Genomic DNA, 25,547 nt, shown 5'->3' on the forward strand with positions numbered 1-25,547 from the left:
TATCAAAGTTTATAGAAAGTTTTCTATTCCTGTTATTCTTCTATTTCCCTATCTCCCACAAAGTAGTATAATTACCTATTGAACTTGCACTACAGAAGGAGCTGTCATCTTGGCAAAACAAGGATCTTTAGTCCCGTTAAAAATGCTATTATTTAGTTTTCATGCTACAAATACCATTATCTTAAGTTTTTTACCGTTGTACTTAGCATATAAAGGGTTGAATGGAACTGAAATTGGTTGGGTTCTAGCAATTGGCCCTTTGGCATCTATCTTTGCTCAACCGTTTTGGGGATATATAAGTGATAAATATAAAACTGTCAAAAAAGTACTGCTCATCTGTGTGATGGGTCTTCTAATTTTTAGTACGGTTTTCTTTCAAATGAATAGCCTTATTTCTATTATGTTTATGGGTGCTGTATTCTACTTTTTCACGACTCCAATTGGTGGTTTAGGGGATAGCCTTGCACAACGTAGAGCAGATGAATTGAGTATATCCTTTGGATCTATTCGTACTTGGGGTTCTGTTGGTTTTGCAACATCTTCTCTTATTATTGGAGAAATTTTATCAAGATATGGTGTCCAATATATGATTTGGCCGTATCTATTCTTTGGTTTTATAGCCTTACTCGTGGTCACTCAAGTTAAGGATGTAAAAGTGGAATCGGAACCAGTTAAACTAAAAGATATAAATATTTTAGTCCAAAATAAAGCATTTCTATTTTTCCTTCTCGCAATTCTGTTTCTGTCTATCGCACATCGAACAAACGATAGTTTCATCGGTTTATACATTACGGAACTTGGCGGAAGTGAAGCATTAGTAGGTTGGGGATGGTTTGCCGGGGTTATAACGGAGGCGTTAGTATTCGCAACAGCCGGTTTTTGGTATAAAAAATATCATCCACTTGTTTTTGTTATGGTTGCCGGTATTCTGTATAGTATCCGTTGGTTTATCTATGGAACAGCAGATAGTCCGATGTTTGTTATTGGATTACAATTCCTACACGGTATTACATTTGGAGTATTCTATTTAGCTGCTCTCGATTATGTAACAAGACTAATTCCAAAACTGTTACAATCAACAGGACACCTTGTCTACTATGCCGTCTTTTTTGGGATTAGTGGTATTATTGGTTCCTTAACAGGAGGAGCTATAATGGACCATTATAATGGTTCAACATTATATTATACCATGGGCTTTATTTCCCTTATTGGAACCATAGCCATGTTTATCTATCATGTGATGTTTTCTAGAATTCGTTCTGTTAATAATTAAGTAAAATAAAGGAGAGAATCTCTATCAAGATTCTCTCCTTTTTATTAGAAGAATATAAGAAGTAATAATCCAACAATGAAACAGTAGTATGTAAAGTATATTAGTTTTCCATTTTTCATAATTCCCATAAACCACTTCATTGCAAAATATGTCATGATTAGCGTGGCAATAAACGCTGCTAAATATGGGATGGCTAAGTCTGATTTATTAGGCTCATTTACAAAGTCTGATAAACCGAGAACTACCCCCCCAAGGCTAACTGGAATATACAACATAAATGAAAACCTTAGTGCTGTATCTTGTTTCATCCCGACAGCAACTGCAGAAATGATTGTTGCACCTGATCGGCTAATTCCCGGGGTTAATGCGGCTGCTTGTCCTAAACCAACTAGGAAGGCATCTTTAGCAGAAATCTCTCCTTCCCCTTTAGTACCCTGCATATTTCGAATTAACCATATGGCTATTCCTGTTATGAACAGCATAATCGCTATGGTTGTCATACTGACATTGTCTGAGATATAGTCATTTAATAAAACTCCAAGAACACCCGCTGGAATGGTACCAATAACGATAAAGCAAACAAATCGAAATTCACTTTTATACCGTGAATCTTTAGTTTTAATAAAGTTTATGGAATTACTTAGAAGCCTAACAATATCTTGCCTGTAGATAAAAAGTATTGCTAGGAGAGAAGCAGTATTAGTAAGTATTGCAAACGTAAATCCTTGTTCACCTAGGCCTAGAATTTCACTAACTATCATGACATGTCCACTAGATGACACCGGGATAGGTTCTGTAAAACCTTGTACTAACCCAATAATAACCATTTTTATTACTTCTAAAATATCAAGATCCCCCATTATTTCCCTCCTATGTATCCCACTTAATCTTAATAGAGTCCTTTTGAAAATATACCTTAATCAGGGCTGTAATTCTACTAAAATGAAGTTACCAAAACAAAAAAAACGGAACCACCTGAGATGGTTCCGCACAACTCTAATCTTTATAAGAAAATGAAATACAAGATAAAGATGACAAACAATCCGTACATGACTGGGTGAATCTCTTTCGCTCTACCTTTTACAAGCATGGTGATTGGGTAGAAAATGAACCCAATGGCAATACCTGTTGCAATACTATACGTTAATGGCATCATTAATACAGTTAAGAATGCCGGCACAGCAACTGCAAAATCACTCCACTCAATATCTTTTAATACAGAAGCCATTAATACACCAACAATAATTAATGCCGGTGCAGTTACTGCTGACGTAACAACACTTAGTAAAGGTGAGAAGAATAGCGCTAATATAAAGAATCCTGCTGTAACCACCGATGCAAACCCTGTACGAGCTCCTACTCCAACACCTGAAGTGGATTCAACATAGGAAGTAGTTGTTGATGTTCCCACTACTGCTCCAACTACAGTTGCAGCTGAATCTGCAAATAATGCTTTACCTGCACGAGGTAACTTGTTATCTTTTACTAAGCCCGCTTGTGATGCAACAGCAACTAATGTACCTGCCGTATCAAAGAAGTCTACAAATAAGAAGGTAAGAATAACAACTAACATTTCCAGTGTAAAAATATCACCAAAGTGTGAAATAGCTGCACCAAATGTTGGCGTTACATCTGGAACACTTCCTACTATTCCGTTAAATTCTGATAAACCAAAGATTAAGCTTGCGATTGCAGTAATAACCATTCCATAAAAGATTCCCGCTTTGATACCTAATGCTATTAATATAACCGACACCACAAGACCGAAAACAGCAAGCAGTACAGTAGGTGAAGTTAAATCACCAATCCCTACTAACGTTGCTTCATTACCTACTACGATACCAGCGCTTTGAAGCCCAACGAAAGCAATAAATAGACCAATACCTGCTCCTACTGCCTTTTTCAGCTCAGCAGGAATTGCATTAATAATTTTCTCACGAAGACCTGTTAAAGTTAATACGATAAAAATAAGACCAGAAGCTAATACACCAGATAGTGCAGTTTGCCATGGAATACCCATTCCAATAACAACAGAGAAAGCGAAAAACGCGTTTAGTCCCATTCCTGGTGCAAGTGCGATTGGATACTTTGCAATAAGTCCCATAAATAAAGTACCTACTGCTGCAGCTAATGCCGTTGCAGTAAAGACTGCTCCTTGATCCATACCTGTTGCACTAAGAATATCTGGATTAACAAATAAAATATAAGCCATTGCTAAGAAAGTTGTTAAACCACCCATAAATTCAGTACGATAATTTGTACCTAGTTTTTCAAACTCAAAATACTTCTTCATTACTTTTCCCCCTAAAATAATAGATAAGTGCAATAAAAAAAGCATGTATCTCCCTAAATTTAGAGAGGACACATGCTTCTGCGACCAGCAAGAAAAGTAAACAGATCATAGTTTACTAACAAAATAGCAACTATCATCATCTATATTACTAATCTGCGTAGTCAGACCATTTACGGCGGTCTGGTAGAAACTCTGGGCCATATTCCCTAAATTATACGCAAAGGATATTAAAATATTAACTTACAGATGATATATTACTATTTTACTAGAACAATGTCAACTATTCCCGAACATTATTTTGTAAACTTTTTTTAACGTTCGCTTTCCTCTTTTTTAATATATTAAGTCTAGTATCCATATAGCAATTCATTTCCTTATTAGTCAAAAGGGATTTATATAAGATTTATGTAAATATTTGGACAGAAACATGTTAAAAAATTTATAATAAACACGCAGTAACGGGGAAGGGAGTAATAATATAAAAAATAATTAATCGACGTACTATAACAGAAGATTATTAAATACGAGTAAAAAATAGCTAAAAAGATAAGTAATAAAGGAGAAAAATAGTGAGCGAATTTTTAAAAGATCATGGAATAGCTATTATTTCACTATCTGTTGCAATTGTAGCTTTACTTTTAAACAAAAAAAATTCTAAGTTAAACAGTTATAATCAACAAGGAAATTACATTGTTTTTTTTCAAAAGGAGGGAAAAATAAGAAGGTGGCTCTACGGCCCCCAATTTTCTGTTAAAATTAATAATTCCATTATGTCTGAAGTGATACTTTTTGATTATAGTCTTAAAATAAAACCATTGTTAGGGGGAATATATAGAGCCCATTTATTTGATGATATTAATAATGAACATTATATAGGAACCATTAAAACTTTTCCTGTTATTCGACCATACAAAAATAGAAGTAAATTTAGTAATAAATATGCACACCAAGATATGATTTCCTTTTCAACTTCACCCATATATTCATACTTTTCTGTTAATGGTAAATTCATTAATGACGAGCACTATTACGAAAAAAGATTATGTCGATATCACAGATATATACAAATTACCGATTACTGCGGAAATACAGAAGTTTGGTTTGCTTCATTTTCCTTATTTCTTTCTAATGTAAAAGAAGATGGAGATTGGAAAAAGTGTAAAGAAAACATTAGATTTAAATATTATAGATTTGACGATTTTAATATAGTTTCACCACGGGAAATTCCCCCAAATTTAAATGCAACTTTACAATTTAACAAAGATTTATCAACTATTTCAGGTATAGAAAACGAAATGGGAGAGTCAGAGAGATTCATTGAGCAAGGATATGATAAAACAAACTCTGAATTGCAACTCTACGAAATGAAAAAATATAAATCATTCTTGGACAATTTACATGATTACATTTGATATCATTACTTTTTCAAGCTAATATCATATCGTAAAAATAAAACCTTAGAAATCTCAATCTAAGGTTCTTTACTTATCTCCACTCTATTAAACAAATACTTTTAAAAAGCTTTCTATGAGTAGTTTTCAGTAACGATATACTTTTCACTATATTTGTTATTCTAATAGTAATATTACCAAATATCCCTTGTGGTTCTAATGTAAAAATGCAGGTTTTCCGGCTACTATTGAAAATTCCCTAATAATCTTTAGTTCCTCGTTATCTTTATGAAGCTTGTACTTGCCACTATCTGCTTGCGGGAATCTAATCAACGTTTTCTTATCCTTGCTAACCATTACTTGATAGAGGCTATTCGATTCTGTCATAAAACTATATAGGCCTTCTATGGCAGAAAAGGTATCTATTCGATGAATCAATGACATATATATTAGCCCTTTCCTCACATAGCTACTTCTTTAGTGACTGATTCCCATTAAATACTATTTTCTTTTTTGTTGCTGTTTCTATTCTAACATTTCCTTCCATTTCATCTTAAATTACAGTATTCGCACCGTTCCACATATGTGAATAATGTTTCAATGTGATTTCTGGACTAGAACGCCCCATACGCTATATCCTCTAGGATAGTTGGAAACCTCCGATAAATATTTCCCTAGTAACAAATAAAGAATGGTAAAAGGAAAAAAGCTATGACAGTTTCAAGAATAAATTTGTTTACCACTTTGATTGTATTTTTCATTTTCTCCTCCAAACTTTTGTGAAAGAGAGTAACTAGTTAAGCTACCCTTTATTAGTTACCGATACTCGATAAGATAGTTGTTAAAAATAATTTTCTTATTTGAAATAATATCGTCTAGCATAGACGCACCTGTCTTATAATGATAATGGTTCATAGCATAAATTTTCGCTATTAGTAACTCCTTAGCCCATTTCGTATGCACTCGGCCAGGAATAATTTGCTCTAACTCTTTTTTCACACTAACTACTGCACTTCTGTGAGGAATGTTAATAGTTCCATGATGCATCTTTCTCCATTGTGCATGAATTTTCTTCAAATCTCTCACAGATAAACCTAACTTTTTTATCATATTTTTTTCCTTCTTTCCAATTCATAATTAGCTTTCAATAAAAAATTCATCATTTCTACCAATGTGAAAAATCACCATTTCCAGTTGCAATAGATTTAAAGTATTTATCTAAGTATTCATTGACTTCACAGTGTTCTATCTGACAAACTTTCAAATTCTTCTTTAAAAAAATAACATCACCCCCTGTTTAATTACTTAAAATAACATAAATATAATTTATAAAATTATATTCAGTTATAATTAAGTACGTAAAGTGTAAAGGTATAGTAACACATGAATTTAGATTTATCAATTATAAACCTTACTAAAATAATATTATTTTTTGCTTCATTAAATATTTTACTTATTGTATAATTATATTTATATATAAGGTTAATAGTGATCGAATTGAAAGGGGAGATATTATGAAAGAAACACGTCAGGAGAAATTCCGAAGAATTGCAGAAACTAGAATGACTCGAATATTTGTTAATATGAATTTAATAGCCAATCTATCAAATAAAAACCAATACGAATACTCTGAAGAAGACGTTAACAAACTTTTCCAAGCTTATGAAGATAAGGGAGCTGAGATACGTCTTTTCTTTGAACCAAACTATATTTCCAACGAACCATTAAAAGAAACATTTAGTTTTTCCGATGCTTTAGAAAAATCTAATGGAAATGAATCTAAACATAAAAAGTTTCTAAGAATTGCAGAAAATAGAATGAATAGAATTTTCGCTGACATGAATTTAATAGCAAATTTATCTAATAAAAGGAATTATACGTACACTATTCAGGAGGTTGATGAACTTTTTCAAGCTTACGATGATAAAGGAAATGAAATACGAGCTTTTTTTGATCCATTGAAAGAGGAGTTTACTTTTTCTAATTAAAAAACCCCACCATAATGAGGAGGGGAAAAGACTATTTATTTTCAATTTTCATTAGAATAGATGGTCTCTTAAACAATGCTGAAACTTCCTTAAAGCTCAGTGAATTATGATTAATTATCGACTCTATTACTTCCAATCCTATTTTCTCCGAAAATTGTTTTTTTTCTTTATCTAAAAATTGCTTTGACGCATTATTGTATAAAGATTTTAGCTTAGGTATTAAATAGCTGTATAAGTAGATAATGATAAAAATATTGTTATTTTCAGCCTCGAGAAGTTTCAATTTTGTTGATTGGTTGACAAAAATCTGTGTATTAGACATGTCATCTATTGTAAATACAATATCTATGTCTTCGTTTCTCAACCTAGCAGTAATTGTTCTTAATGTCTCCCCGTTACTTATAAAAGCTTTTGTTATTATAAGTTCTGAAGTCTGATCAGAAGTTCCTCTAAAAATATTATGCTCATCACCTGTATTACCAATAAAGCCACTTATATTCATTAAATTAATTCGACTATCTAAAATGCCTTCATTTTGAGTGTACTTAAAGAAAAGCCAATTAAATAAATCAGGAGGCATTTCATAACCTTCGTCAAGTTTATCTATGTAATCTTTTCCAACCAATTTTTTCACTCTACCGACATGAATGTCATTTGATGAGCAAATAATTAAATGGAAAGAGTTATTCATACAAAAAAAGTATGTCATTATTGGAGCATTGTTCACTCTTTCTGCTTTAGGCAGAAAATTTCCATTTGAGTCTTTCTTTTTTCTTTTTGTATATTCAATATTAGCAGTAGCAAAAAAGTAAGCTACACTTTCCTCCTGTTTATCTACAATTGATTCCTCTAATCTAATCTCGTTTTGTTCAGATACATCTCCCCAAGTAAAATAAAAATTCTTTTCTTCCTCAGACAATGTGCCTGCAATCTTTTTATCACGTAATGAAACTTTAAGAGGGTCAGAATATCTTCTTATAAGAATATTTTTTTTCACGTCGTCTAAACTAGTTACTTTTTTGAGTTTATACAACCGACACGTTATTTTTGATTTAACCATTTTTATTCCCCCTTACAAGTTACTTTCAAAGAATCAAATTCTGTTGTTAAAAAATATTTATCTATTAATCTACCAATTCTATGAGATCTTTTCGATGTAATAAATAAATCCAAAGTAGTTTCAGCATTTTTCACTCTTATTGGTTTAATTTCAAACTGCTCTTTTAATTTATGGGTTGTGCCTTTAAAGTTCCTTCCTCTAATTTCCATTTTTTCTAATAAGTTAATTGATATTTTACGATCAGATAATCTAAATATCCCATCAGTGTCTGTATCCCATTTATCAAGGAAATAAATATCTAATAACTCGGGATTAAAATAAACATCAAGTGAAATACCAAGTTTTTTAATCAATAAATTTGAAATCCATCCTCCTGGCTCAAGACTTATCTCTATTTCAATTTCTTCTTGGGAATACTCATAATCCTTAGGTTCGAACTTTATTGTAGCTCTTTTGCTTCCGTTAAGCTTGGTATTAAAAGTAATTTTCATCTTCTTAAAATTAGATTTAATTTTTGACCATAAATATGAAATCAAAATTGACAACAAACCAATGAATAGTGCTATCAAAGCACTCAAGACTGTTTTTTTTAATATTTCATTTTCATATCCCAACTTATCAAAGAAATTATAAACATAATTGTCTTGATTAGTGGCTATGAACGCAACAAAAAGTGTGATTACAAATGTTTTTAATAATTGAGAAATTTTATTTTTCATACAGGTAACACCGGACCAAAACTAATAAAATCTATTAATTTTTTAATATCGATTCGTTCTTCCTCTGACAAACCACTATCAATTCCTAATACACCATTTGATTTTAAAGTTACCATGTGGTGGTTTTTGGTTCTAAAATAAAGCTTCATAATTCGATACTCTTGATCTTCTATTAATTTTATTATTGAGTCTGAATTAAACTTTTCTCCTTCTAATAAATCATCAGTATCTATATTTTTAAAATCGCAGTCAACTAAAGTTAAATTTAACTTATCTTGGATATATATTAGGTGTAAGAATTTATAATTATTTATTATAAGTTGTTTCACTGTACGTAAGCGTCAAATAGTACCCACATTTCCAGCATAGCTTATTCATGAGATAATCTCCCTAGAAAATAATTCGGGAGGTTTTGCGATGACTAAAGCTGACAAAAGAATAGAATGGAAAGCCAGATTTGAAGTTAGATCAGCTTTTGCCTTGGTCACAGACTATTCCAAAGGAATGTCGTGTTCCAAATAAATCTAAATAAATCATAACATTAGTCCACATCTTAGAAATAGGTGTGGACTATTTGACGCTTACCTTCTAATAAATCATCAGTATCTATATTTTTAAAATCGCAGTCAACTAAAGTTAAATTTAACTTATCTTGGATATATATTAGGTGTAAGAATTTATAATTATTTATTATAAGTTGTTTCACTGTACTATCCACAAAAACTCTAAAGATCTTTTCATCACTTAACCAGCTATTATATGATTGAGGAGAATACTGTATTGCATATGAATAACCATTCTCACCTACAATATAATTTTTTAAAAAGACCTGTTTATAAAAAGGGGGGGTCTTATCATTTGACTGATATAGAATTTTTAAATATTTCACTACTGATTCCTCCCCTCAAAAACTTCCATATTTCATACGGTTAATTAGTTATGGTAATATTATACCAAATCAACTAAAAATTGGTATAAAAAGTATACGCATATATCTATTCTATTATTCTAAATACAATATATAAATAAGAAGTAAATCCCACCATAGACAGTCTCTTTGGTGGGATTTTTGGTGGGTAACAACTTATATTCTAATTTTTTTCAATCAATTCTATTTAGCTACATCATTGTTAATATAGTCAAATCAGTTTAAACATTTTTATCTTTTTATTCCCATTCAATCGTTGCTGGTGGCTTGCTTGTAATATCATACACAACCCTATTTATATGTGCTACTTCGTTAACTATTCGTGTAGAAACTTTCTCTAAAACATCAAATGGAATACGTGCCCAATCAGAAGTCATCCCATCGATGGATGTCACGGCACGAATACCAATGGTGTAATCGTACGTACGAGTGTCCCCCATAACACCTACACTACGGATATTAGGAAGAACAGTGAAATATTGCCAAATATCACGTTCTAATCCTGCATTTGCAATTTCTTCACGTAAAATGGCATCTGACTCACGAACAATCTCTAACTTCTCTTCTGTCACTTCCCCCAATACACGGATTGCTAAACCTGGTCCAGGGAATGGTTGACGCCAAACAATTCGATCTGGTAACCCTAATTGGGTACCAAGCTCACGAACTTCATCTTTAAATAAAGTATTTAGTGGCTCAATCAATTCAAATTGCATATCCTCAGGAAGACCACCTACATTATGATGTGATTTAATGGTCTGAGCTGTTTCCGTTCCACTCTCAATAATATCCGTATAAAGCGTTCCTTGTGCTAGGAAATCAATGTCCTTAAGTTTTGCCGCTTCATCATCAAACACATAAATAAATTCATTACCGATAATTTTTCGTTTCTTCTCTGGGTCATCTACTCCTTTTAATTTCCCTAAGAAACGTTCAGATGCATCCACTTTAATGATATTCATATCAAAGTCTTCACCAAAGACCTTCATCACATCATCCGCTTCATTTTTACGAAGTAAGCCATGATCAACAAAGATACAAGTAAGCTGATTGCCGATAGCTTTATGAATCAACGCTGCAACTACGGAAGAGTCCACCCCTCCACTAAGTGCACAAAGTACGTTTCGGTCTCCAACTTTTTCTCGTATTACGTCAATTTCTTGTTCAATGAAATTTTCAATTGTCCAATCACCTGTTGCATGACAAACATCAAAAACGAAATTACGAAGTAGCTGATTTCCATATTCAGAATGGCGTACTTCTGGGTGGAATTGAACTCCATACATGTTCTTTTCTTGGTTACTAAAAGCCGCAACTGGTGTTGACGAGCTTGTTGCATCTACTGTAAATTCTGCTGGGGCTTCTACTACTTTATCTCCGTGACTCATCCATACCGTTTGGTTATCTGGTGTTTCTGTAAATAATGTTGGATTATTTTGTAGAGAAATAGTTGCTTTTCCATACTCACGGTTCTTCGATTTATCAACTTTACCATTGTAATGAAGCGCCATTAGTTGCATACCATAGCAAATTCCCAGTACAGGGATACCTAAATCAAAGATACGCTCGTCTGGACGGAAACTATTTTCATCGTATACAGAATGAGGACCACCGGAAAGAATGATTCCCTTTGGGTTCATGGCTTTAATTTGTTCGACTGTTAGTTTATGAGAATGCAGCTCACTGTAGACACCAAATTCACGAATTCTTCTGGTGATTAGTTGGTTGTATTGACTTCCGAAGTCTAGTACTAGAATCATTTCATTATCCATATTCATTCTCCCTATCTATGTTAATTAAAATTAGTAATCTGTTTTACACACTAACACTGTAAACCTTTGATGCTGTCTTTTTGAATTGATCTATTAGACAAAGTAGGCGGAATACCCATGTAACTGTCCTTTAGAATCGTTCTATTAGACAAAGTTAGCGGAATATCCATGAAACTGTCCTTTAGAATCGTTCTATTAGACAAAGTTTGCAGAATATCCATGAACCTGTCCTTTAGAACCGTTCTATTAGACAAAGTTAGCGGAAAATCACTAAAACTGTCCTTTAGAATCATTCTATTGCCTATTAAGCCCTATGAAATAAAAAAAGATATAAAAAAATCTGGATTCCAACCTTAATTTATACAATACAAAATAGCATTGTATAAAGATAAAAAGGCAGAATTCCAGATTTTTTGGGTCTAGATATTCCGCCTTCATAGTCAGGGTATTTACGGTACCCCGGTAGAAACTTTCGAACCGTATTATCGAGGATATACGAAAGCGATTGTGTTTATTAAAAAGTTAAACCTATTTTACTCATGCATGTGTGCTTACGTCAACCCAATATCTTTTTTATTAAATTTTTCCATAAGTTAGACAGTTCATCATCCACGATGTTGGTACTGCCATTTTGATAAATAAGTCTTTCATATCTAGATGTTAGTCGTCCCATTTCATCTGTGCTATAAAAATTGTCAACTCGTATTGCATATTCTCTTAGAGTTTGGTCTGGTTCTTTTTGGAACCCTTTATGTCTTAACAACCTTAAAACGTAATGATAGGCATCCTGGTATGCTGCAGCATCTTTTTGTTTTTTCATTTTTCTTTCTAAGAAATAGACTCGTAACTGGTGTCTCTTCCAAACCATTAAACCAATTAGTACAAGTAACGTTACCGCTAGAATGATTCCGTGTGTCTTGGTGAATTCAAACTTACTATCCTTTTCACCTGTACTTGGGTTAAATACATCTTGGGCATCTTGTTCTGGCTTCTCTAAATCTTGTTCTGGCAATTCTGGTGCTTCTGGAGCATCTAGTACGTCATCTGCATTTGATGTATCAACTGCATAATTGTTAGGTGCATCGAACCCTTGAGTTGGTTCAAATGGCACCCAACCTACACCTTCAAAATACACTTCAACCCAGGAGTGCGCATTGGCATTTGTAACTTGGTAGACATCCTCGCCTAATTCGTTAACATCTTCTGCTATCTTCTCTCCACTTGTAAAACCCTTTACCCATCTTGCAGGGATATCTAAAGTGCGTAGCATAACAACCATAGAAGTGGAGAAGTTATCACAATAACCTGCTTTTGTATCAAATAAAAATTGATCCACATAATCCTGGTCATCTGTTGGGACTGGAACATTCTCTATTTGATAGACGAAACCATTACCACTAAAATAACGTTCGATGGCACGTACCTTATCATACTGGCTTTCGTGATTAACCGTAATTTCTTTTGCTAATTCTCCAACCCTACTTGGGAGATTATTCGGTAATCGTGTGTTCTTCCTTACTAGTTCCTCATCCTCAGGTGTACCACTTTTACGCATCAATTCAATTGGGTAGGATGGACTATCGTAATTAATCGAATATCCGCTTAAATTAACTGCATCATTATCTATTTCTGTTCTTATTTCACCTGTTTCTTCATTTAACATCAAAGTGACATCTTCGTTTTGAGCAACAACATGTCTTGCCCCGTAAGGATATATCAGTTTCGGAATGTTCGCCCGTTCATCGAAACTTAATACTAATTCAGATGGTTCTGATTCAACAATAGGGGAGAAAGTCTCAAAGGTAATATCTAAATCTACCTGTTCCACATAATCTCCATCATTCGAATTGACCCAACCTTTACCAGTATAGTAATCTTTTGACTCCACTCGGAAATAGTTCTCTTCCTTCATAAATGCTTCAAAAACCGGTGTATAATCTTGGACAAAAGAACCACCTAGTGTGGAATCATTCTCACCATAGCCCACTTTCTGAATAACTCCTCCGGTTCCAATTCCACTACCATTTACTGCACTCTGCAAAAATGGAACGGGGTCAGGCCACTGTGGGTCTAATTTTGGTGCAGCATATCCAACAACGGAAGAGAATAATACAATCGCTACTAATGGAAGAATCCACAATGGTCTAGTACTTAAGCGATACGTTTGGAGACTTTCACTTTGAATTTCTTTTAACACGTTTACAATTCCCAATGCTAAGAACGCAATAACAAACGTCCGGAAGATGGACCAGTCAGCATTGTAAACTGTAAAGGTGTCTAGCAGTGTAATATAGATGAAGGTTAACACACTAAAAATCATGACTCGCTTTACTTGAACGAACCAATAATAAATCAAATAACTCATTAACCAAATAATGATCAAAAACAATAGTGTTCGAAACATATTGGATAAATCAAACCATTGCCTTGCGATTAATACCTCTATATTAAAGACAAAGTCAGCAAACATCTCGGAAAACCAATGCTTACTCCAAAAACCATAATTAGAATAAACGCCATTAAGTATAAAGAAAATACCGAAGCCTTTTAACAAGAATGAAAGCCACCATCTGACTTGAAGTATACTAATAAAAAAGCAAAAAATCGTATAAATAACAAAAATGCCAAGGAAGGTAGTATCTGTCACTTCATCTACAGGATATAACCATTCCAAAAACAATAGGAGTCCGGCAATATATAAAATGGAGGTGTAAATAAACGGTATATTCGTTAGTTTTTTATGACTCATATTGTATTCACCTCGAGTACATCCATTACTAGTTCCTTTTCTGTTAAGATACAAATTCCAATTCCTTCATTACGAAGTCCATGAATAATTCTGTGCTCTTCAACTGAAATTCGATTATCTGCTTGGATAAAAATAATGAGTAGCTTCTTCTCTCGTAACCTTACATGCTGAAGTGTGTCCTTCAGTTCTTCATCAAGATGTGTCGTTACCAGAACAACATAATAGCTGTTGGTTACTTTAAAAATCTCTTCTTTTAGTTTTCTGGAGAATTTATATTTTCCACTTGGTTGAATTTGAGTTAAATGCTTTCGTATCCATTCCATTTTCGTTGGGTCATGTTTAACTGGAAAGAAAACAGTCTCTTCCCCAATCGATAAAAAGCCAACTTGTGAAGCTTGCTTACGGATTGTCTCCATTAGAGAAATCCCCATCTCAATAGCAGCTTCATAGGCTAATAGGTTTAACCCATCATAATAACAGCTATCCAAGATAATCAGGGTATCTGTACTTTTTTCTTGTTCAAATTCTTTTGTCATCACGTCATTTTTCTTTGCTGTCTGCTTCCAATCAATCCAGGAAAACTTATCACCAGGCATATATTCACGGACCCCAGTAGCAACATTCGTATTCTTCAAATTCATAGCAAATGATGAAATAGAGCCTTGTTCATAGCTGTTCATCTTTTCTATTAAATGAATGGATCTTTCCACTGGATATACAATCAATTCATTCGCAGCTGGGTAAACATGTTCTTTTTTGATTAATCCGAAGATATCCCCAGTCTTCAATCGAATGGCGGGGATAACATGCTTCCCTCTTGGAAGTTGGCTAAGTTCATAGGTAACTTCAAATCTTCGCTTAAACCATGGAAAGAACATTTTTTTAACTTGTCTACTTTTATAGAGCTTGTTTGGTTGATCTAGGTATTGGTATTTAGCGTGTCTTAGATCTACTCGATTTAATGTCTCCGGGAAAACCTCTTCTACAATACAATAGAATATCGGAAAAGGAATTTTACGATTTACCTGAATAGAAACCTTGACTCGATCACCTGTTGCTACAACATGTTTTTGTAACTTTCTCTCTACCGTCCACCTGGAGATCGGATAAAAAGATAACCCAATTAGGTACAGGAAAATTGGGAGGAAGCTGTAAAATAGAAACCAGCTAGTAAATCCTCCTTGGAACATGGCATACGCAAATAAGACAACAAATATGAATACGATAGAAACAACTTTGCGTACAAAGTGAAACGTCTTCATAGACCCTAAAATTCCTTTCGAATTGGTACAAATGTTTGTTTAACTACCTGCTCCACTATTTGTCTTGCGGATCTACCATCATATTTTGCTTCAGCAGTTAAAATAATACGATGTGTTAATACAAATGGAGCAAGGTATTTCACATCATCAGGAAGTACAAAGTCGCGTCCCTTAATAAAAGCATAGGCCTTTGCAGCTTTCATTAAAGCAATGGAACCACGAGGGCTTACGCCTAGGAAGATAGATTCATGGTTTCGTGTTTCTCGGACAAGATTAATGATATATTGTTGGACATTCTTTTCTATATATACATTTCGGACTTCTTTTTGGATTAAGACTAATTCTTCTTTGGACATGACAGGTGATAGGCTTTCAATGGGGTGCTCTTTAGATGTTCTCTCTAACATTTCCAACTCGTCTTCTAAGGATGGATAACCCATCGTTAGTTTTAAAATAAATCGGTCAAGTTGAGCCTCAGGTAGTGGGTATGTTCCTTCATATTCAATCGGATTCTGAGTTGCCATTACAAAAAATGGTTTTTGAAGTGGTATTGTTACTCCATCAACTGTTACGCTTTTTTCTTCCATTCCCTCTAGTAAGGCAGACTGTGTTTTTGGGGAGGTACGATTGATTTCATCCGCTAACACAACATTCCCAAGAATTGGTCCACCTCGGAACTCAAATTCCATTTCCTTTGGATTATAAATAGAGATACCCGTTACATCTGAAGGTAAAAGATCTGGGGTAAATTGGATTCTCTTAAAATCACAATCTAGTGATTTAGCAAGAGTACGTACAAGCATCGTCTTTCCGACTCCAGGTACATCCTCTAATAGTACGTGCCCTTCTGCAAGTAAAGCTACTAAACTTAATATTGCTACATCTTCTTTTCCAATCATTACCTTATTGATATTATCAATTACTTTTGAGATTTTCTCATTGTACACCATTGTCTCCTGCATCTACTAACGCCCCTCCATATAAATTACTATTACCCTTTTACTATACTAAAAATGTCCCATTTAGTAAAAGGTTACTTAATATACATTATTTTCTTATAATTTATCTTTTAAACTGAAAAACTTGAATTATATAGTGATGTTTTTACTATATTCACGTTTTTATGGACGTCCTAAACTTAATTTGGTAGATGTAATGTGATTGTAATTATGAAGGAAAAATGAACTGAAAATATTTGGATCTTTCACAAACTTGTAGAGGTTTTTGAAAGAAACAGCATGGTAACTAGTTTAAATACAAAACAATTAGTTAATGGGTATAGCTGAACGACACCGCTCCGGCAGAATACTCCGCTTTCCGCGGGCACGGCCTCAGCCTCCTCGAGGATAGATCGCCTCTGCGGGGTCTTCGGACACGTGCTATTCCCGCAGGAGTCTCCGTATTCTGCCTGCGCTAGTTTAGTTTTCTAATTAATGTTATAGGTTAAATTGTGTACTTTATAATTAGATGCCATTAAATTTATTCACTTACTTCTTACTAGCGAAGGAAATACACGGAGACTCCTGCGGGAGGATAGGCATAGGTGAGACCCCGCAGTGCGATAGCACGAGGAGGCTCACCAGCCGCCCGCGGAAAGCGGAGTGTATTTCCGAAGCGGGTATGTTGCGCTATCCATAATACTTTGTTACAAAACTGCTTCTATCTTAGATTAAACTAAACGAAATAAACAATCTTTTCAAAAACAGCCAAACACCAAAAAAGGACAGCCCTACTAAAACTATACGATGGCTGTCCTTTAACAATCTATATACGAGGAGTTTGTTCCTCTGTTATGAATTCTTTCAAATAAGGATTGTTCATGATATCAATCCAAAGTGAAGTCTGTTCAAGTTGATAAGATAATTGTAATAAGCGATGTTCTTCTCCTTTAGATGCCATTACTTGTACCCCTAATGGGAGACCTTGTTCTGATAAGTAAACTGGTAACGATATGGCTGGTTGCCCAGTTAAGTTGGCAAGTTGGGTGAACGGTGTGTACGTTAAACTTGGTAGGAACATTTCATAAATTAATTCTTGTTGTCCGTGTTTATCTAACGTCTCTACTCGCTCGCGAAGCTCTAATTGTGACTCTTCCGAATGTGTTAACTCACCGACTTTTGGAGCTGTATGAGCTGTAGCCGGTGTAATATAGAAATCATACTCACGATGCAGCATAGCCATTTGTGCTGCTGCAGTATCCCAAGAGGAAAGACTTGCTGTAAATTCTGCAGCTGTCACCGATCGACCCGCTACATTTAATAACCAAGACTCAATCTCCATATCCTCTGCGGTCATCTGTCTTCCAAATGCTGATTCCAGTCCTACTACTAAAGAAGACATTTCCCCACTGTTCATCAGATAATAATTACGCATTAATTGAAGGCCATCAACACCATTATCTTTTTCCTCTAAATGGTGTCCCTCTGCCTCTAACCAAGCCACTACTCTCATAACTGCTTTTTTAGCGTCTTCTGAAACTGGTGTTCCAACTGGTGATTTAGTAGTAAAAGCAATTTTCAATGGTTTAGCAAATGGTTTTTTCATTTCTTCCGAGAAGCTTCCATGGAAAAGTGGAACCTGAAAGGCTGCTTCTGGTTGTACAACTTGTAATACATCTAACAATGCCGCACTATCACGAACTGTTCTAGATAAAGCAAAATCAATTGATGCACCTTGCCATTGCCTCCCAGCACCTGGGCCAACAGGTGTACGCCCTCTGGTTGGCTTCAATCCGAATAATCCAGAGAATGATGCAGGGATACGAATCGACCCTCCCCCATCACTTGCACCTGCCATTGGTACAACTCCTGCTGCTATAGCTGCTGCAGTACCACCGCTTGAGCCACCTGGAGAATAATCTGTATTCCACGGGTTTCTAGAAGGGCCATACAGAACCGGTTCGGAAATATTTTTCAGTCCAAATTCTGGTGTATTGGTATGGCCAAGAAACAGAAACCCTGCCTGTTCTAGCTTGTCCACTAAATTAGAATTTCGTTCTGCAAAGTTGGAACGTAACAGTCTGGATCCTGATGTAATAGGTTCACCTTTTAATGCCTGTGATATGTTTTTTAGTAAAAACGGAACCCCAGAAAATCCAGTTTCTCCTACTTCAATTGTCTCCGCTTCTTGCAAAGCCTTTTCTTTCCTATCATGAATGACTGCGTTTAAGGTTGGATTAACCTTTTCTAATTGATCATAACTTAAGGAAACAAGTTCTTTCGGAGCAACCTCCCTTTTCTTAAGTAAATCTGCCATTTCCGTTGCATCTAACGTTACATAAGTACGAAGATCCATCCTAACACCCCATTTACCTATAATCTCCAACATTAATTCCACACTCAGTTTATCATGTTACAAATAAATGTCCATTTACATGCCGTTTTTTATCCTATTAAAGTGACTTACAGTTAGGGAAAAAGTCCTTGAGCAAAGCTGGTTAATAAGGGATAGTTCAACCATTCAAACTAGTATCTTTCGTCTACCCAAGCCATTTGATAGGGGTAATACTACCCGTTAACTTGTAATAAATAGGAATAATGTAAAACGACCTATCATACTATGATACGAATATAGGAACCTTCCTGTAATCAATAGGGAAAGGAGTGGCTCTCATGACAAAAAATCCGCTTCTATCTGTCAATCAATTAAAGACATACTTTTATTTAGATAGAAACAGAGTAGCTAAAGCTGTTGATGATGTTTCCTTTTCTGTATCTCCCGGTGAGACAGTAGCAATCGTAGGGGAATCCGGAAGTGGAAAAAGTATTACCGCCTTATCTATCATGCAATTAATTGATAAGCCAGGGAAAGTTATTGATGGAACCATTCATTTACAAGACACTGAGATTTCAAAACTATCATCTAAAGAGATGACAAAGCTTAGGGGTAACGAGATTGCAATGATCTTCCAGGAGCCCATGACAGCATTAAACCCCGTCTTTACTATTGGAAATCAGATTACAGAGATGCTCAAGAAGCATAAAAAGATGGAAAAGAAACCAGCACAAATAGAAGCTATTAACCTATTAAAAACAGTTGGAATATCTAGGGCAGAAGAAGTAATACATGAATACCCACATCAATTATCCGGGGGAATGCGCCAGCGCGTGATGATTGCTATGGCAATCTCATGTAATCCTAAGCTGCTTATTGCAGATGAACCAACGACTGCATTGGATGTTACGATTCAAGCGCAAATACTCGATCTCATGGTCGAGATGAAGGAAAAATTCAATATGGCCTTACTACTCATTACACATGATTTAGGGATTGTTTCGGAATACGCAGATCGAATTATTGTCATGTATGGGGGGCAAATAGTCGAAGAAGCACCTACAAAAGAATTACTTCGTACAACCGAGCATCCTTACACAAAAGGTCTGCTTGAGAGCTTGCCAAATATCAAGGAAGATGTTGACCGTCTAGGAACAATTAGAGGAACAGTTCCTCCTGCATACAACCTTCCAAATGGATGCCGTTTCTATGACCGTTGCCCATTTGCAATGGAAAAATGCGAGCATACCAATCCACCTCTCTATCAACTTACTAATAATCATGCCGTACGATGTCATCTTCATGAAAAGGAGGGTACTGAATGACAAATCTCGTCCAAAACAAAGGAACAGAAGATAAACTCCTAGACGTTCACCATATAAAAAAATACTTTCCAATAAAAGGAGGGATTTTAAAACGAACTGTAGCTCATTTAAAAGCCGTGGATGATGTATCTTTCTCTGTTTTCAAGGGAGAAACATTAGGTATTGTTGGTGAATCAGGTTCAGGAAAGTCCACATTGGGTCGAGTGATTTTACGATTGCTTGATCCAACGGAGGGTGAAATCTACTTTAATGGAGATGAAATCTCTAAATTAAAGCAAAGGCAAGTTAGATCTTATAGACGTGATATGCAAATGGTGTTTCAGGATCCTTTCGGTTCACTTAATTCCAAGATGAGTGTAGCTGAATTAATTGAGGAGCCCCTACTAGTGCAAACCAATCTTTCGAGACAAGAACGGAAAGAAAGGGCAATTAAAATAATGGAAAAGGTAGGGCTTCGGGCAGATGATCGATTGAAATATCCACATGAATTTTCCGGGGGTCAAAGGCAGCGGATTAGTATTGCAAGAGCATTGATCATCAACCCGCAGTTAGTTATCTGTGATGAACCTGTTTCTGCTTTAGATGTGTCTATTCAGGCACAGGTACTGAATTTAATGAAGGATTTACAAGATGAGTTTTCCTTAACTTACCTATTCATCGCGCATGATTTAAGTGTTGTTAAACATATCAGTGACCGTATTGCAGTTATGTATCTCGGGCGAATTGTAGAGATTGCTCCAAAGAGAGCCCTATACGATAATGCACTACATCCCTATACACAAGGGTTACTTGCTTCTATTCCAATCATTGATACTGATGACACAAAGCAAGAAAGGAAGAAAACTCGTATCACAGGTGATCTACCTAGCCCAGTAAATCCACCGACTGGATGTCCATTTCGAACTAGATGTCCGTTAGCACATGAAAGATGTTCTGTTGAAAGGCCTGAACTTAAAAGTCCTGAAAATGATGAGCATCTAGTAGCTTGTCATTTATATACTTAGTTTCATGTAGTTCAAGAATACAGTTTGTTTGTAATGATTGATATTGCCATCTGGCTAATATCAGTTTAAAGGAGGTGATGTGAATCGATTAACAGGAGTATGTCGACATATCACTACAACGAATAAAAAAGGGGGAAATAGTTTTGTTTAAACACAGATTACGTTTGTTGCTCATTTCGTTATTACTCTTGTTGGGACTTGTATTAGCAGCTTGTGGTAACGAGGATGATACTACTGAACCACAAGATGATCCAGGCGAAACGGAAGACGCAAACAAAGATGGCGAGGGGCAAGAAGAAGAGGGAGAAAAAGAAGAAGCATCTGGTCCAACATCCGGTGGTACGTTAACCGGTGCGATGTACTCAGCTCCTGCTGGGATGTTTAACCCAATTTTCTATGAAGAGGCCTATGAAGCAAATATTCTTTCATTCACACATGAAAGCCTAGTGGGGCAGAATGAAAGTCTAGAATTCATCCCTGGTTTAGCTAAGGACTGGGAGACGAATGACGATCAAACAGAGTTAACCATGTATCTAGAAGAAGGGGTAAAATGGCATGACGGTGAAGAGTTCACAGCAGATGATGTGGTATTCACCTATAAATCTATTGCAGACCCTGACTATGTAGCTGCTGGTGGAATTCGAACTGCTTACGTAACACCATTACTAGGTTACGAAGAATATGTCAATGGTGACACAGATGAATTCCAAGGTGTGGAAGCAGTGGATGATTACACAGTTAAATTCAAATTTGCAGAACCCAATATAAATCCACTGTATTATGCTAGCTTCACTATTATTCCAGAGCATGTATTTGGTGATATTCCAGTATCTGAAATGCCAGAGGCACCTGAATCTAGACAGCCTGGTCAAGTAATCGGTACAGGACCATTCAAATTCTCAGAAATGGTGGAGCGTGAACAGTATGTTCTTGAGCGCCATGATGATTACTGGCAAGGTGCAGCATATCTAGACAAGATTGTATGGAAAGTCGTTGCTCAGTCTGTTATGTCCGGGTTACTAGAATCTGGGGAGATTGATTTTGTAGCAGATCCGAACGGAATCCAACCAGCCGATTTTGAATTGGTGCAAGGTCTTGGAAATATTACTATTATCGAGCAACCTGACTTTGGTTATCAGATCATGGGCTTCAAGCATAACCACCGGACTGCAGATGATGTAGAAAGTGGTACATTGAATCCTGACAATTGGGTTCCAAATGAAAAGTTATCTAATCCAGAAGTACGCCAAGCTATTGCCTATGCCATTAACCGTGAGGGCCTAATTGACGGTCTGTTATATGGCCGGGGAGCAATACTAAACTCACCGATTGCCAAGCAATTCTGGGCGTATGATGAAAGCGAAACAACAAACTACACTTATGATCCGGATAAAGCCGCATCTATGTTAGATGAATTAGGATATGTAGATACAAATGATGATGGCTTCCGCGAAGACCCTGATGGAAATGAATGGGTACTTAACTTCGATTACCCAACCGGTAATGAATTACGTGAAAAATCAGCACCATTAATTGAGCAAATGCTAGAAGAAGTTGGCATCAATGTGAACTTACGACAACCAAAAGAGATGTCTGCTTATGTGGAAGACTTAACCAATGACAATAGTGATTGGGATCTATATCTAATTGGTTGGAGTCTTGGAAGTGCTGACCCAGATCCGACTGGACTATGGGGAACAATGGCAGCTTATAACTTCTCCCGTTGGAACAACCCTGATTCTGAGGATCTGTTAAAGCAGGCTCTTAAAGCACCAGACGCTTTTGAACAAGATTATCGTAAAGAAGTTTATAAAGATTGGCAAAAGCTATACTCTGAGGACTTACCAGCAGTAATACTCTACGCTCAAAATAGCCTTTGGGCGTATAATGACAGACTGCAAGGTGTAGAACCACTACCATTCACCATGTATAATGACCCTCACCTGTGGTGGGTTAATGACGCAGAATAATACAGTAAATGTGGGAGCGGCTAAAATATAAAGAGGATGTCTATCAGGATTTGGCTCTGATAGACATCCTCCTCCTTCATAAGGGGGGGTTTCATGTACAAATATATTATTAGAAGAATATTAGTTTTTATACCGATGCTTATCGTGCTTTCCATAATTATATTTGGCCTTGCAAAAGCAGCACCAGGTGATCCTTTTACGGGTAGAATGTTAGACCCCACCATTGATCCTAAAGTTTATGAACAACAACGTGAAGCGTTAGGCCTTAATGATCCGGTCCCAGTTCAATATGTAAACTGGGCAGCTAGAATGATTACAGGAGACTTCGGAGAATCGATGTATTATAAAGGCAGATCTGTCGCAAGCCTTATTTGGGAAAGAATGCCCAACACTCTTTACTTAGGTTTATTTGCACTAGCCATTACATTAATTGTATCTATCCCTATAGGTATCTATTCAGCACGAAACCCTTATTCCATTTTCGATTATGGGGCAACGACATTTGGTTTTTTTGGTCTAGCTGTTCCAAACTTCTTTTTTGGGCTTATAGCGATATACCTTTTTGCTATTAAGCTGGGCTGGTTTCCTTCACAAGGAACGATAACCGGTACAGATGTTGCAGGGCTTCAAGAATTTTTTGACAGAATACATCATATGGTCCTACCAGGCATCACGTTAGGACTTGCAGGAACAGCTTCCTATATGCGTTACATGCGTTCAGAGGTATTAGATGTTCTTAGCAGTGATTATATTCGCACAGCAAAAGCTAAAGGTATGAGTGATCGTAATGTACTCTATAAACATACCCTACGTAATGCGATGATTCCGATTATCACTTTAATGGGGTTTGAATTTGGGGCGTTATTAAGCGGTGCTATCATTACCGAACAAGTCTTTAGTTATCCTGGCCTTGGCACCTTATTTATCAACTCGATAACCAATCGAGACTATCCAATTATAATGGCAATTGCTTTATTACTTGGAGTAACCATCCTCATCGGAAATTTGTTAGCCGATATTTTCTACAGTATTGTCGACCCGAGGATACGGTATGACTAGGGGTGAGAACATTGAAATCTCATAAAAAAAGTAAACAAGCCCAAAGCCCATTTCGACTAGCCATAAGACGTTTTATCAAGAACAAATTAGCTTTAGCCGGTATTATTGTTCTTGCCTTGATCACACTTGGGGCAATATTTGCTCCACTCTTAACAGAACATGATCCAACTTATGGAGACCTGTTAAAAATAGAAAAGGCACCAACGGATGAACACTTGTTAGGTACAGATGGATCTGGTCGTGATAACTTTGCGAGATTATTGTATGGTGCGAGAATTTCTTTAATCGTTGGATTTAGCGCGATGCTTTTTACACTAGTAATTGGAGTAGTACTAGGTGCTCTGGCTGGTTATTACGGGGGTAAAGTTGATAATCTCATTATGCGGTTGGCTGACCTAATATTAGCAATTCCATTTCTAGTACTAGCCTTAACGATTATTGCTTTATTAGAGAAAGTTACCATTACTATTTTTGTTACCGTAATTGCTGTAACCACCTGGCCGTCGCTAACGAGAATTGTACGAGGCACCTTTCTTTCCTTGCGAGAGCAAGAATTTGTACTCGGTGCACGAGCAATCGGTGCAAGTGATTTACGGATTATTTTCAAACACTTCATTCCAAATGCAATTGGCCCCATCATCGTTAATGCGACACTTATGATGGCTTCGATGATTATTATTGAATCCGCATTAAGTTTTATCGGAATGGGAATTCCTCAACCTACTCCTACATGGGGAAATATGATATCTGAGGCACAGAATATTAGGATTTTACGGAACCATCCAGAGGCATGGATTCCACCTGGATTAGGAATATTGCTAACAGTTCTTGCTATAAACTTTATTGGTGATGGATTACGGGATGCTTTTGATCCGAAAAGTAATAGAAGATAGAATATGCGGTTATCTTAGCTTATGCTGGGATGACCGTCTTCTAATATGTAGGAACATCAAAATATCTCTTTCCATGTGGAAATTTAATGGAATATTTGCCAATCCAAAGGTCACAATATTACCAGGAGGTGCATATATGAGCAAGGAAAAAGATAATACACCTGAAAAGTTTAAAACTGAACTTGGTGGTATGGGTTATATGGAACAACTTCTAACACAGAAATAGCTGGTTACGTAGCATCAGGTGATATTGAGAATGCTGGTCAGCTAGATAAGGGATTTAAGAAACTTAATGAGGATTCAGGTGCTACGGCTTCACTAGATGATTCTAGCCCTGGGGATGATTAACGTCTAATTATGATGACTTAAAATGTCCTGACCATATAAATGAGAAAATAAAAGTAGAGGCTGGGACATAACTAAAAGTATAAGTTGAGAACCTGAACGAAATACCACATCATCTCCGGAAATATACGGAGACTCCTACGGGAGGATAGGCATCGGTGAGACCCCGGAAGAGCTTTAGCTCTGAGGAGGCTCACCAGCCGCCCGTGGCAAGGTAGACACTGTGAGGTACTCTCGAACAGA

Annotated in this window: 21 protein-coding genes, 1 pseudogene and 2 riboswitches; of the genes and pseudogenes, 8 read left to right on the plus strand and 14 right to left on the minus strand. The window is 36.0% G+C overall.

Features of this window, described 5'->3' with window-relative positions; translation table 11 throughout:
• Positions 1–109: 109 nt before the first annotated feature.
• Positions 110–1,273, plus strand: a complete 1,164-nt coding sequence (locus tag BN999_RS11905; protein WP_096271643.1) for an MFS transporter — start codon at positions 110–112, stop codon at positions 1,271–1,273.
• A gap of 44 nt (positions 1,274–1,317) precedes the next feature.
• Here BN999_RS11905 and BN999_RS11910 read toward each other — a convergent pair whose 3' ends face one another.
• Both BN999_RS11910 and BN999_RS11915 read right to left on the minus strand, forming a co-directional pair.
• Positions 1,318–2,133 carry an undecaprenyl-diphosphate phosphatase gene (locus BN999_RS11910; RefSeq protein ID WP_096271645.1) on the minus strand — a complete coding sequence of 272 codons (816 nt, stop codon included), beginning with the start codon at positions 2,131–2,133 and terminating at the stop codon, positions 1,318–1,320.
• A gap of 143 nt (positions 2,134–2,276) precedes the next feature.
• A complete protein-coding gene (locus BN999_RS11915; protein WP_096271647.1) occupies positions 2,277–3,566 on the minus strand; it encodes an NCS2 family permease in 1,290 nt (429 codons plus the stop codon).
• A 138-nt stretch (positions 3,567–3,704) separates the two neighbouring features.
• Positions 3,705–3,805: riboswitch (purine riboswitch) on the minus strand.
• 330 nt (positions 3,806–4,135) lie between these two features.
• On the opposite strand from BN999_RS11915, the gene BN999_RS11920 reads away from it, so the two are divergent.
• Positions 4,136–4,978 carry a hypothetical protein gene (locus tag BN999_RS11920; protein ID WP_096271649.1) on the plus strand — a complete coding sequence of 281 codons (843 nt, stop codon included), beginning with the start codon at positions 4,136–4,138 and terminating at the stop codon, positions 4,976–4,978.
• 195 nt (positions 4,979–5,173) lie between these two features.
• Here BN999_RS11920 and BN999_RS11925 read toward each other — a convergent pair whose 3' ends face one another.
• The 3 genes and pseudogenes from BN999_RS11925 to BN999_RS11935 form a co-directional block, all read right to left on the minus strand.
• A complete protein-coding gene (locus BN999_RS11925) occupies positions 5,174–5,401 on the minus strand; it encodes a hypothetical protein (RefSeq protein ID WP_141249059.1) in 228 nt (75 codons plus the stop codon).
• 25 nt (positions 5,402–5,426) lie between these two features.
• Positions 5,427–5,588: pseudogene (locus BN999_RS21040) on the minus strand (tyrosine-type recombinase/integrase); the annotation flags it as partial.
• A gap of 185 nt (positions 5,589–5,773) precedes the next feature.
• Entirely contained in the window at positions 5,774–6,067 is a 294-nt protein-coding gene (locus BN999_RS11935) for a hypothetical protein (protein WP_096271653.1), read from the minus strand.
• A gap of 404 nt (positions 6,068–6,471) precedes the next feature.
• Between BN999_RS11935 and BN999_RS11940 the strand changes: the two genes are divergently transcribed.
• Positions 6,472–6,945, plus strand: coding sequence for a hypothetical protein (locus BN999_RS11940; RefSeq protein WP_255247453.1), 474 nt, complete (start codon positions 6,472–6,474; stop codon positions 6,943–6,945).
• Positions 6,946–6,976: 31 nt separating this feature from the next.
• Here BN999_RS11940 and BN999_RS11945 read toward each other — a convergent pair whose 3' ends face one another.
• The 9 genes from BN999_RS11945 to BN999_RS11985 all read right to left on the minus strand — a co-directional run bounded on the left by BN999_RS11945 (position 6,977) and on the right by BN999_RS11985 (position 18,729).
• The gene (locus BN999_RS11945; RefSeq protein WP_096271657.1) at positions 6,977–8,005 is read right to left on the minus strand and encodes a hypothetical protein; all 1,029 of its coding nucleotides are present in this window, start codon (positions 8,003–8,005) and stop codon (positions 6,977–6,979) included.
• Between the two features lie 2 nt (positions 8,006–8,007).
• Positions 8,008–8,724 carry a hypothetical protein gene (locus BN999_RS11950; protein WP_096271659.1) on the minus strand — a complete coding sequence of 239 codons (717 nt, stop codon included), beginning with the start codon at positions 8,722–8,724 and terminating at the stop codon, positions 8,008–8,010.
• The gene (locus BN999_RS11955; RefSeq protein ID WP_096271661.1) at positions 8,721–9,053 is read right to left on the minus strand and encodes a TetR family transcriptional regulator; all 333 of its coding nucleotides are present in this window, start codon (positions 9,051–9,053) and stop codon (positions 8,721–8,723) included. The genes BN999_RS11950 and BN999_RS11955 overlap by 4 nt, the downstream gene beginning before the upstream one ends.
• Positions 9,054–9,277: 224 nt before the next feature.
• Positions 9,278–9,613: a hypothetical protein gene (locus BN999_RS11960; protein ID WP_096271663.1), complete on the minus strand. Its 336-nt coding sequence runs from the start codon at positions 9,611–9,613 to the stop codon at positions 9,278–9,280.
• 278 nt (positions 9,614–9,891) lie between these two features.
• Positions 9,892–11,430: a glutamine-hydrolyzing GMP synthase gene (gene guaA / locus BN999_RS11965; protein ID WP_096271665.1), complete on the minus strand. Its 1,539-nt coding sequence runs from the start codon at positions 11,428–11,430 to the stop codon at positions 9,892–9,894.
• Positions 11,431–11,841: 411 nt separating this feature from the next.
• A riboswitch (purine riboswitch) is annotated at positions 11,842–11,943 on the minus strand.
• A 37-nt stretch (positions 11,944–11,980) separates the two neighbouring features.
• Positions 11,981–14,173: a transglutaminase domain-containing protein gene (locus tag BN999_RS11970; protein ID WP_096271666.1), complete on the minus strand. Its 2,193-nt coding sequence runs from the start codon at positions 14,171–14,173 to the stop codon at positions 11,981–11,983.
• Positions 14,170–15,435, minus strand: a complete 1,266-nt coding sequence (locus BN999_RS11975) for a DUF58 domain-containing protein (protein WP_096271667.1) — start codon at positions 15,433–15,435, stop codon at positions 14,170–14,172. Before BN999_RS11975 ends, BN999_RS11970 begins: the two co-directional genes overlap by 4 nt.
• 5 nt (positions 15,436–15,440) lie before the next feature.
• A complete protein-coding gene (locus BN999_RS11980; RefSeq protein WP_096271668.1) occupies positions 15,441–16,397 on the minus strand; it encodes an AAA family ATPase in 957 nt (318 codons plus the stop codon).
• 802 nt (positions 16,398–17,199) lie between these two features.
• Entirely contained in the window at positions 17,200–18,729 is a 1,530-nt protein-coding gene (locus tag BN999_RS11985) for an amidase (protein ID WP_096271670.1), read from the minus strand.
• 317 nt (positions 18,730–19,046) lie between these two features.
• Between BN999_RS11985 and BN999_RS11990 the strand changes: the two genes are divergently transcribed.
• The 5 genes from BN999_RS11990 (at position 19,047) to opp4C (ending at position 24,959) form a co-directional block, all read left to right on the plus strand.
• A complete protein-coding gene (locus BN999_RS11990) occupies positions 19,047–20,033 on the plus strand; it encodes an ABC transporter ATP-binding protein (RefSeq protein ID WP_096271672.1) in 987 nt (328 codons plus the stop codon).
• On the plus strand, positions 20,030–21,037 hold the full coding sequence (locus tag BN999_RS11995) for an ABC transporter ATP-binding protein (RefSeq protein WP_096271673.1): 1,008 nt from the start codon (positions 20,030–20,032) through the stop codon (positions 21,035–21,037). The genes BN999_RS11990 and BN999_RS11995 overlap by 4 nt, the downstream gene beginning before the upstream one ends.
• Before the next feature lie 143 nt (positions 21,038–21,180).
• Positions 21,181–23,007 (plus strand): peptide-binding protein, encoded by a 1,827-nt coding sequence (locus tag BN999_RS12000; RefSeq protein ID WP_096271675.1) that lies wholly within the window; start codon positions 21,181–21,183, stop codon positions 23,005–23,007.
• A 93-nt stretch (positions 23,008–23,100) separates the two neighbouring features.
• Positions 23,101–24,066 carry an ABC transporter permease gene (locus BN999_RS12005; protein ID WP_096271677.1) on the plus strand — a complete coding sequence of 322 codons (966 nt, stop codon included), beginning with the start codon at positions 23,101–23,103 and terminating at the stop codon, positions 24,064–24,066.
• Positions 24,067–24,077: 11 nt separating this feature from the next.
• Complete coding sequence (gene opp4C / locus BN999_RS12010; protein ID WP_255247454.1) at positions 24,078–24,959, plus strand: oligopeptide ABC transporter permease; 882 nt, start codon at positions 24,078–24,080, stop codon at positions 24,957–24,959.
• The last annotated feature ends 588 nt before the right edge of the window (positions 24,960–25,547 follow it).

The organism is Paucisalibacillus globulus (assembly GCF_900184735.1).
In the GTDB taxonomy this organism is placed as follows: Bacteria; Bacillota; Bacilli; order Bacillales; family Amphibacillaceae; genus Ornithinibacillus; species Ornithinibacillus globulus_B.

Excerpts from the sequence above, each read along its gene's own strand:
- BN999_RS11910 (WP_096271645.1), bottom strand. The coding sequence starts at position 2,133 with ATGGGGGATCTTGATATTTTAGAAGTAATAAAAATGGTTATTATTGGG.
- BN999_RS11925 (WP_141249059.1), bottom strand. The coding sequence starts at position 5,401 with ATGTCATTGATTCATCGAATAGATACCTTTTCTGCCATAGAAGGCCTA.
- BN999_RS11970 (WP_096271666.1), bottom strand. The coding sequence starts at position 14,173 with ATGAGTCATAAAAAACTAACGAATATACCGTTTATTTACACCTCCATT.
- BN999_RS11985 (WP_096271670.1), bottom strand. The coding sequence starts at position 18,729 with ATGGATCTTCGTACTTATGTAACGTTAGATGCAACGGAAATGGCAGAT.
- BN999_RS11945 (WP_096271657.1), bottom strand. The coding sequence starts at position 8,005 with ATGGTTAAATCAAAAATAACGTGTCGGTTGTATAAACTCAAAAAAGTA.
- BN999_RS11980 (WP_096271668.1), bottom strand. The coding sequence starts at position 16,397 with ATGCAGGAGACAATGGTGTACAATGAGAAAATCTCAAAAGTAATTGAT.
- BN999_RS11975 (WP_096271667.1), bottom strand. The coding sequence starts at position 15,435 with ATGAAGACGTTTCACTTTGTACGCAAAGTTGTTTCTATCGTATTCATA.
- BN999_RS11935 (WP_096271653.1), bottom strand. The coding sequence starts at position 6,067 with ATGATAAAAAAGTTAGGTTTATCTGTGAGAGATTTGAAGAAAATTCAT.
- guaA (WP_096271665.1), bottom strand. The coding sequence starts at position 11,430 with ATGAATATGGATAATGAAATGATTCTAGTACTAGACTTCGGAAGTCAA.
- BN999_RS12005 (WP_096271677.1), top strand. The coding sequence starts at position 23,101 with ATGTACAAATATATTATTAGAAGAATATTAGTTTTTATACCGATGCTT.
- BN999_RS11990 (WP_096271672.1), top strand. The coding sequence starts at position 19,047 with ATGACAAAAAATCCGCTTCTATCTGTCAATCAATTAAAGACATACTTT.
- BN999_RS11950 (WP_096271659.1), bottom strand. The coding sequence starts at position 8,724 with ATGAAAAATAAAATTTCTCAATTATTAAAAACATTTGTAATCACACTT.
- BN999_RS11915 (WP_096271647.1), bottom strand. The coding sequence starts at position 3,566 with ATGAAGAAGTATTTTGAGTTTGAAAAACTAGGTACAAATTATCGTACT.
- BN999_RS11995 (WP_096271673.1), top strand. The coding sequence starts at position 20,030 with ATGACAAATCTCGTCCAAAACAAAGGAACAGAAGATAAACTCCTAGAC.
- BN999_RS11940 (WP_255247453.1), top strand. The coding sequence starts at position 6,472 with ATGAAAGAAACACGTCAGGAGAAATTCCGAAGAATTGCAGAAACTAGA.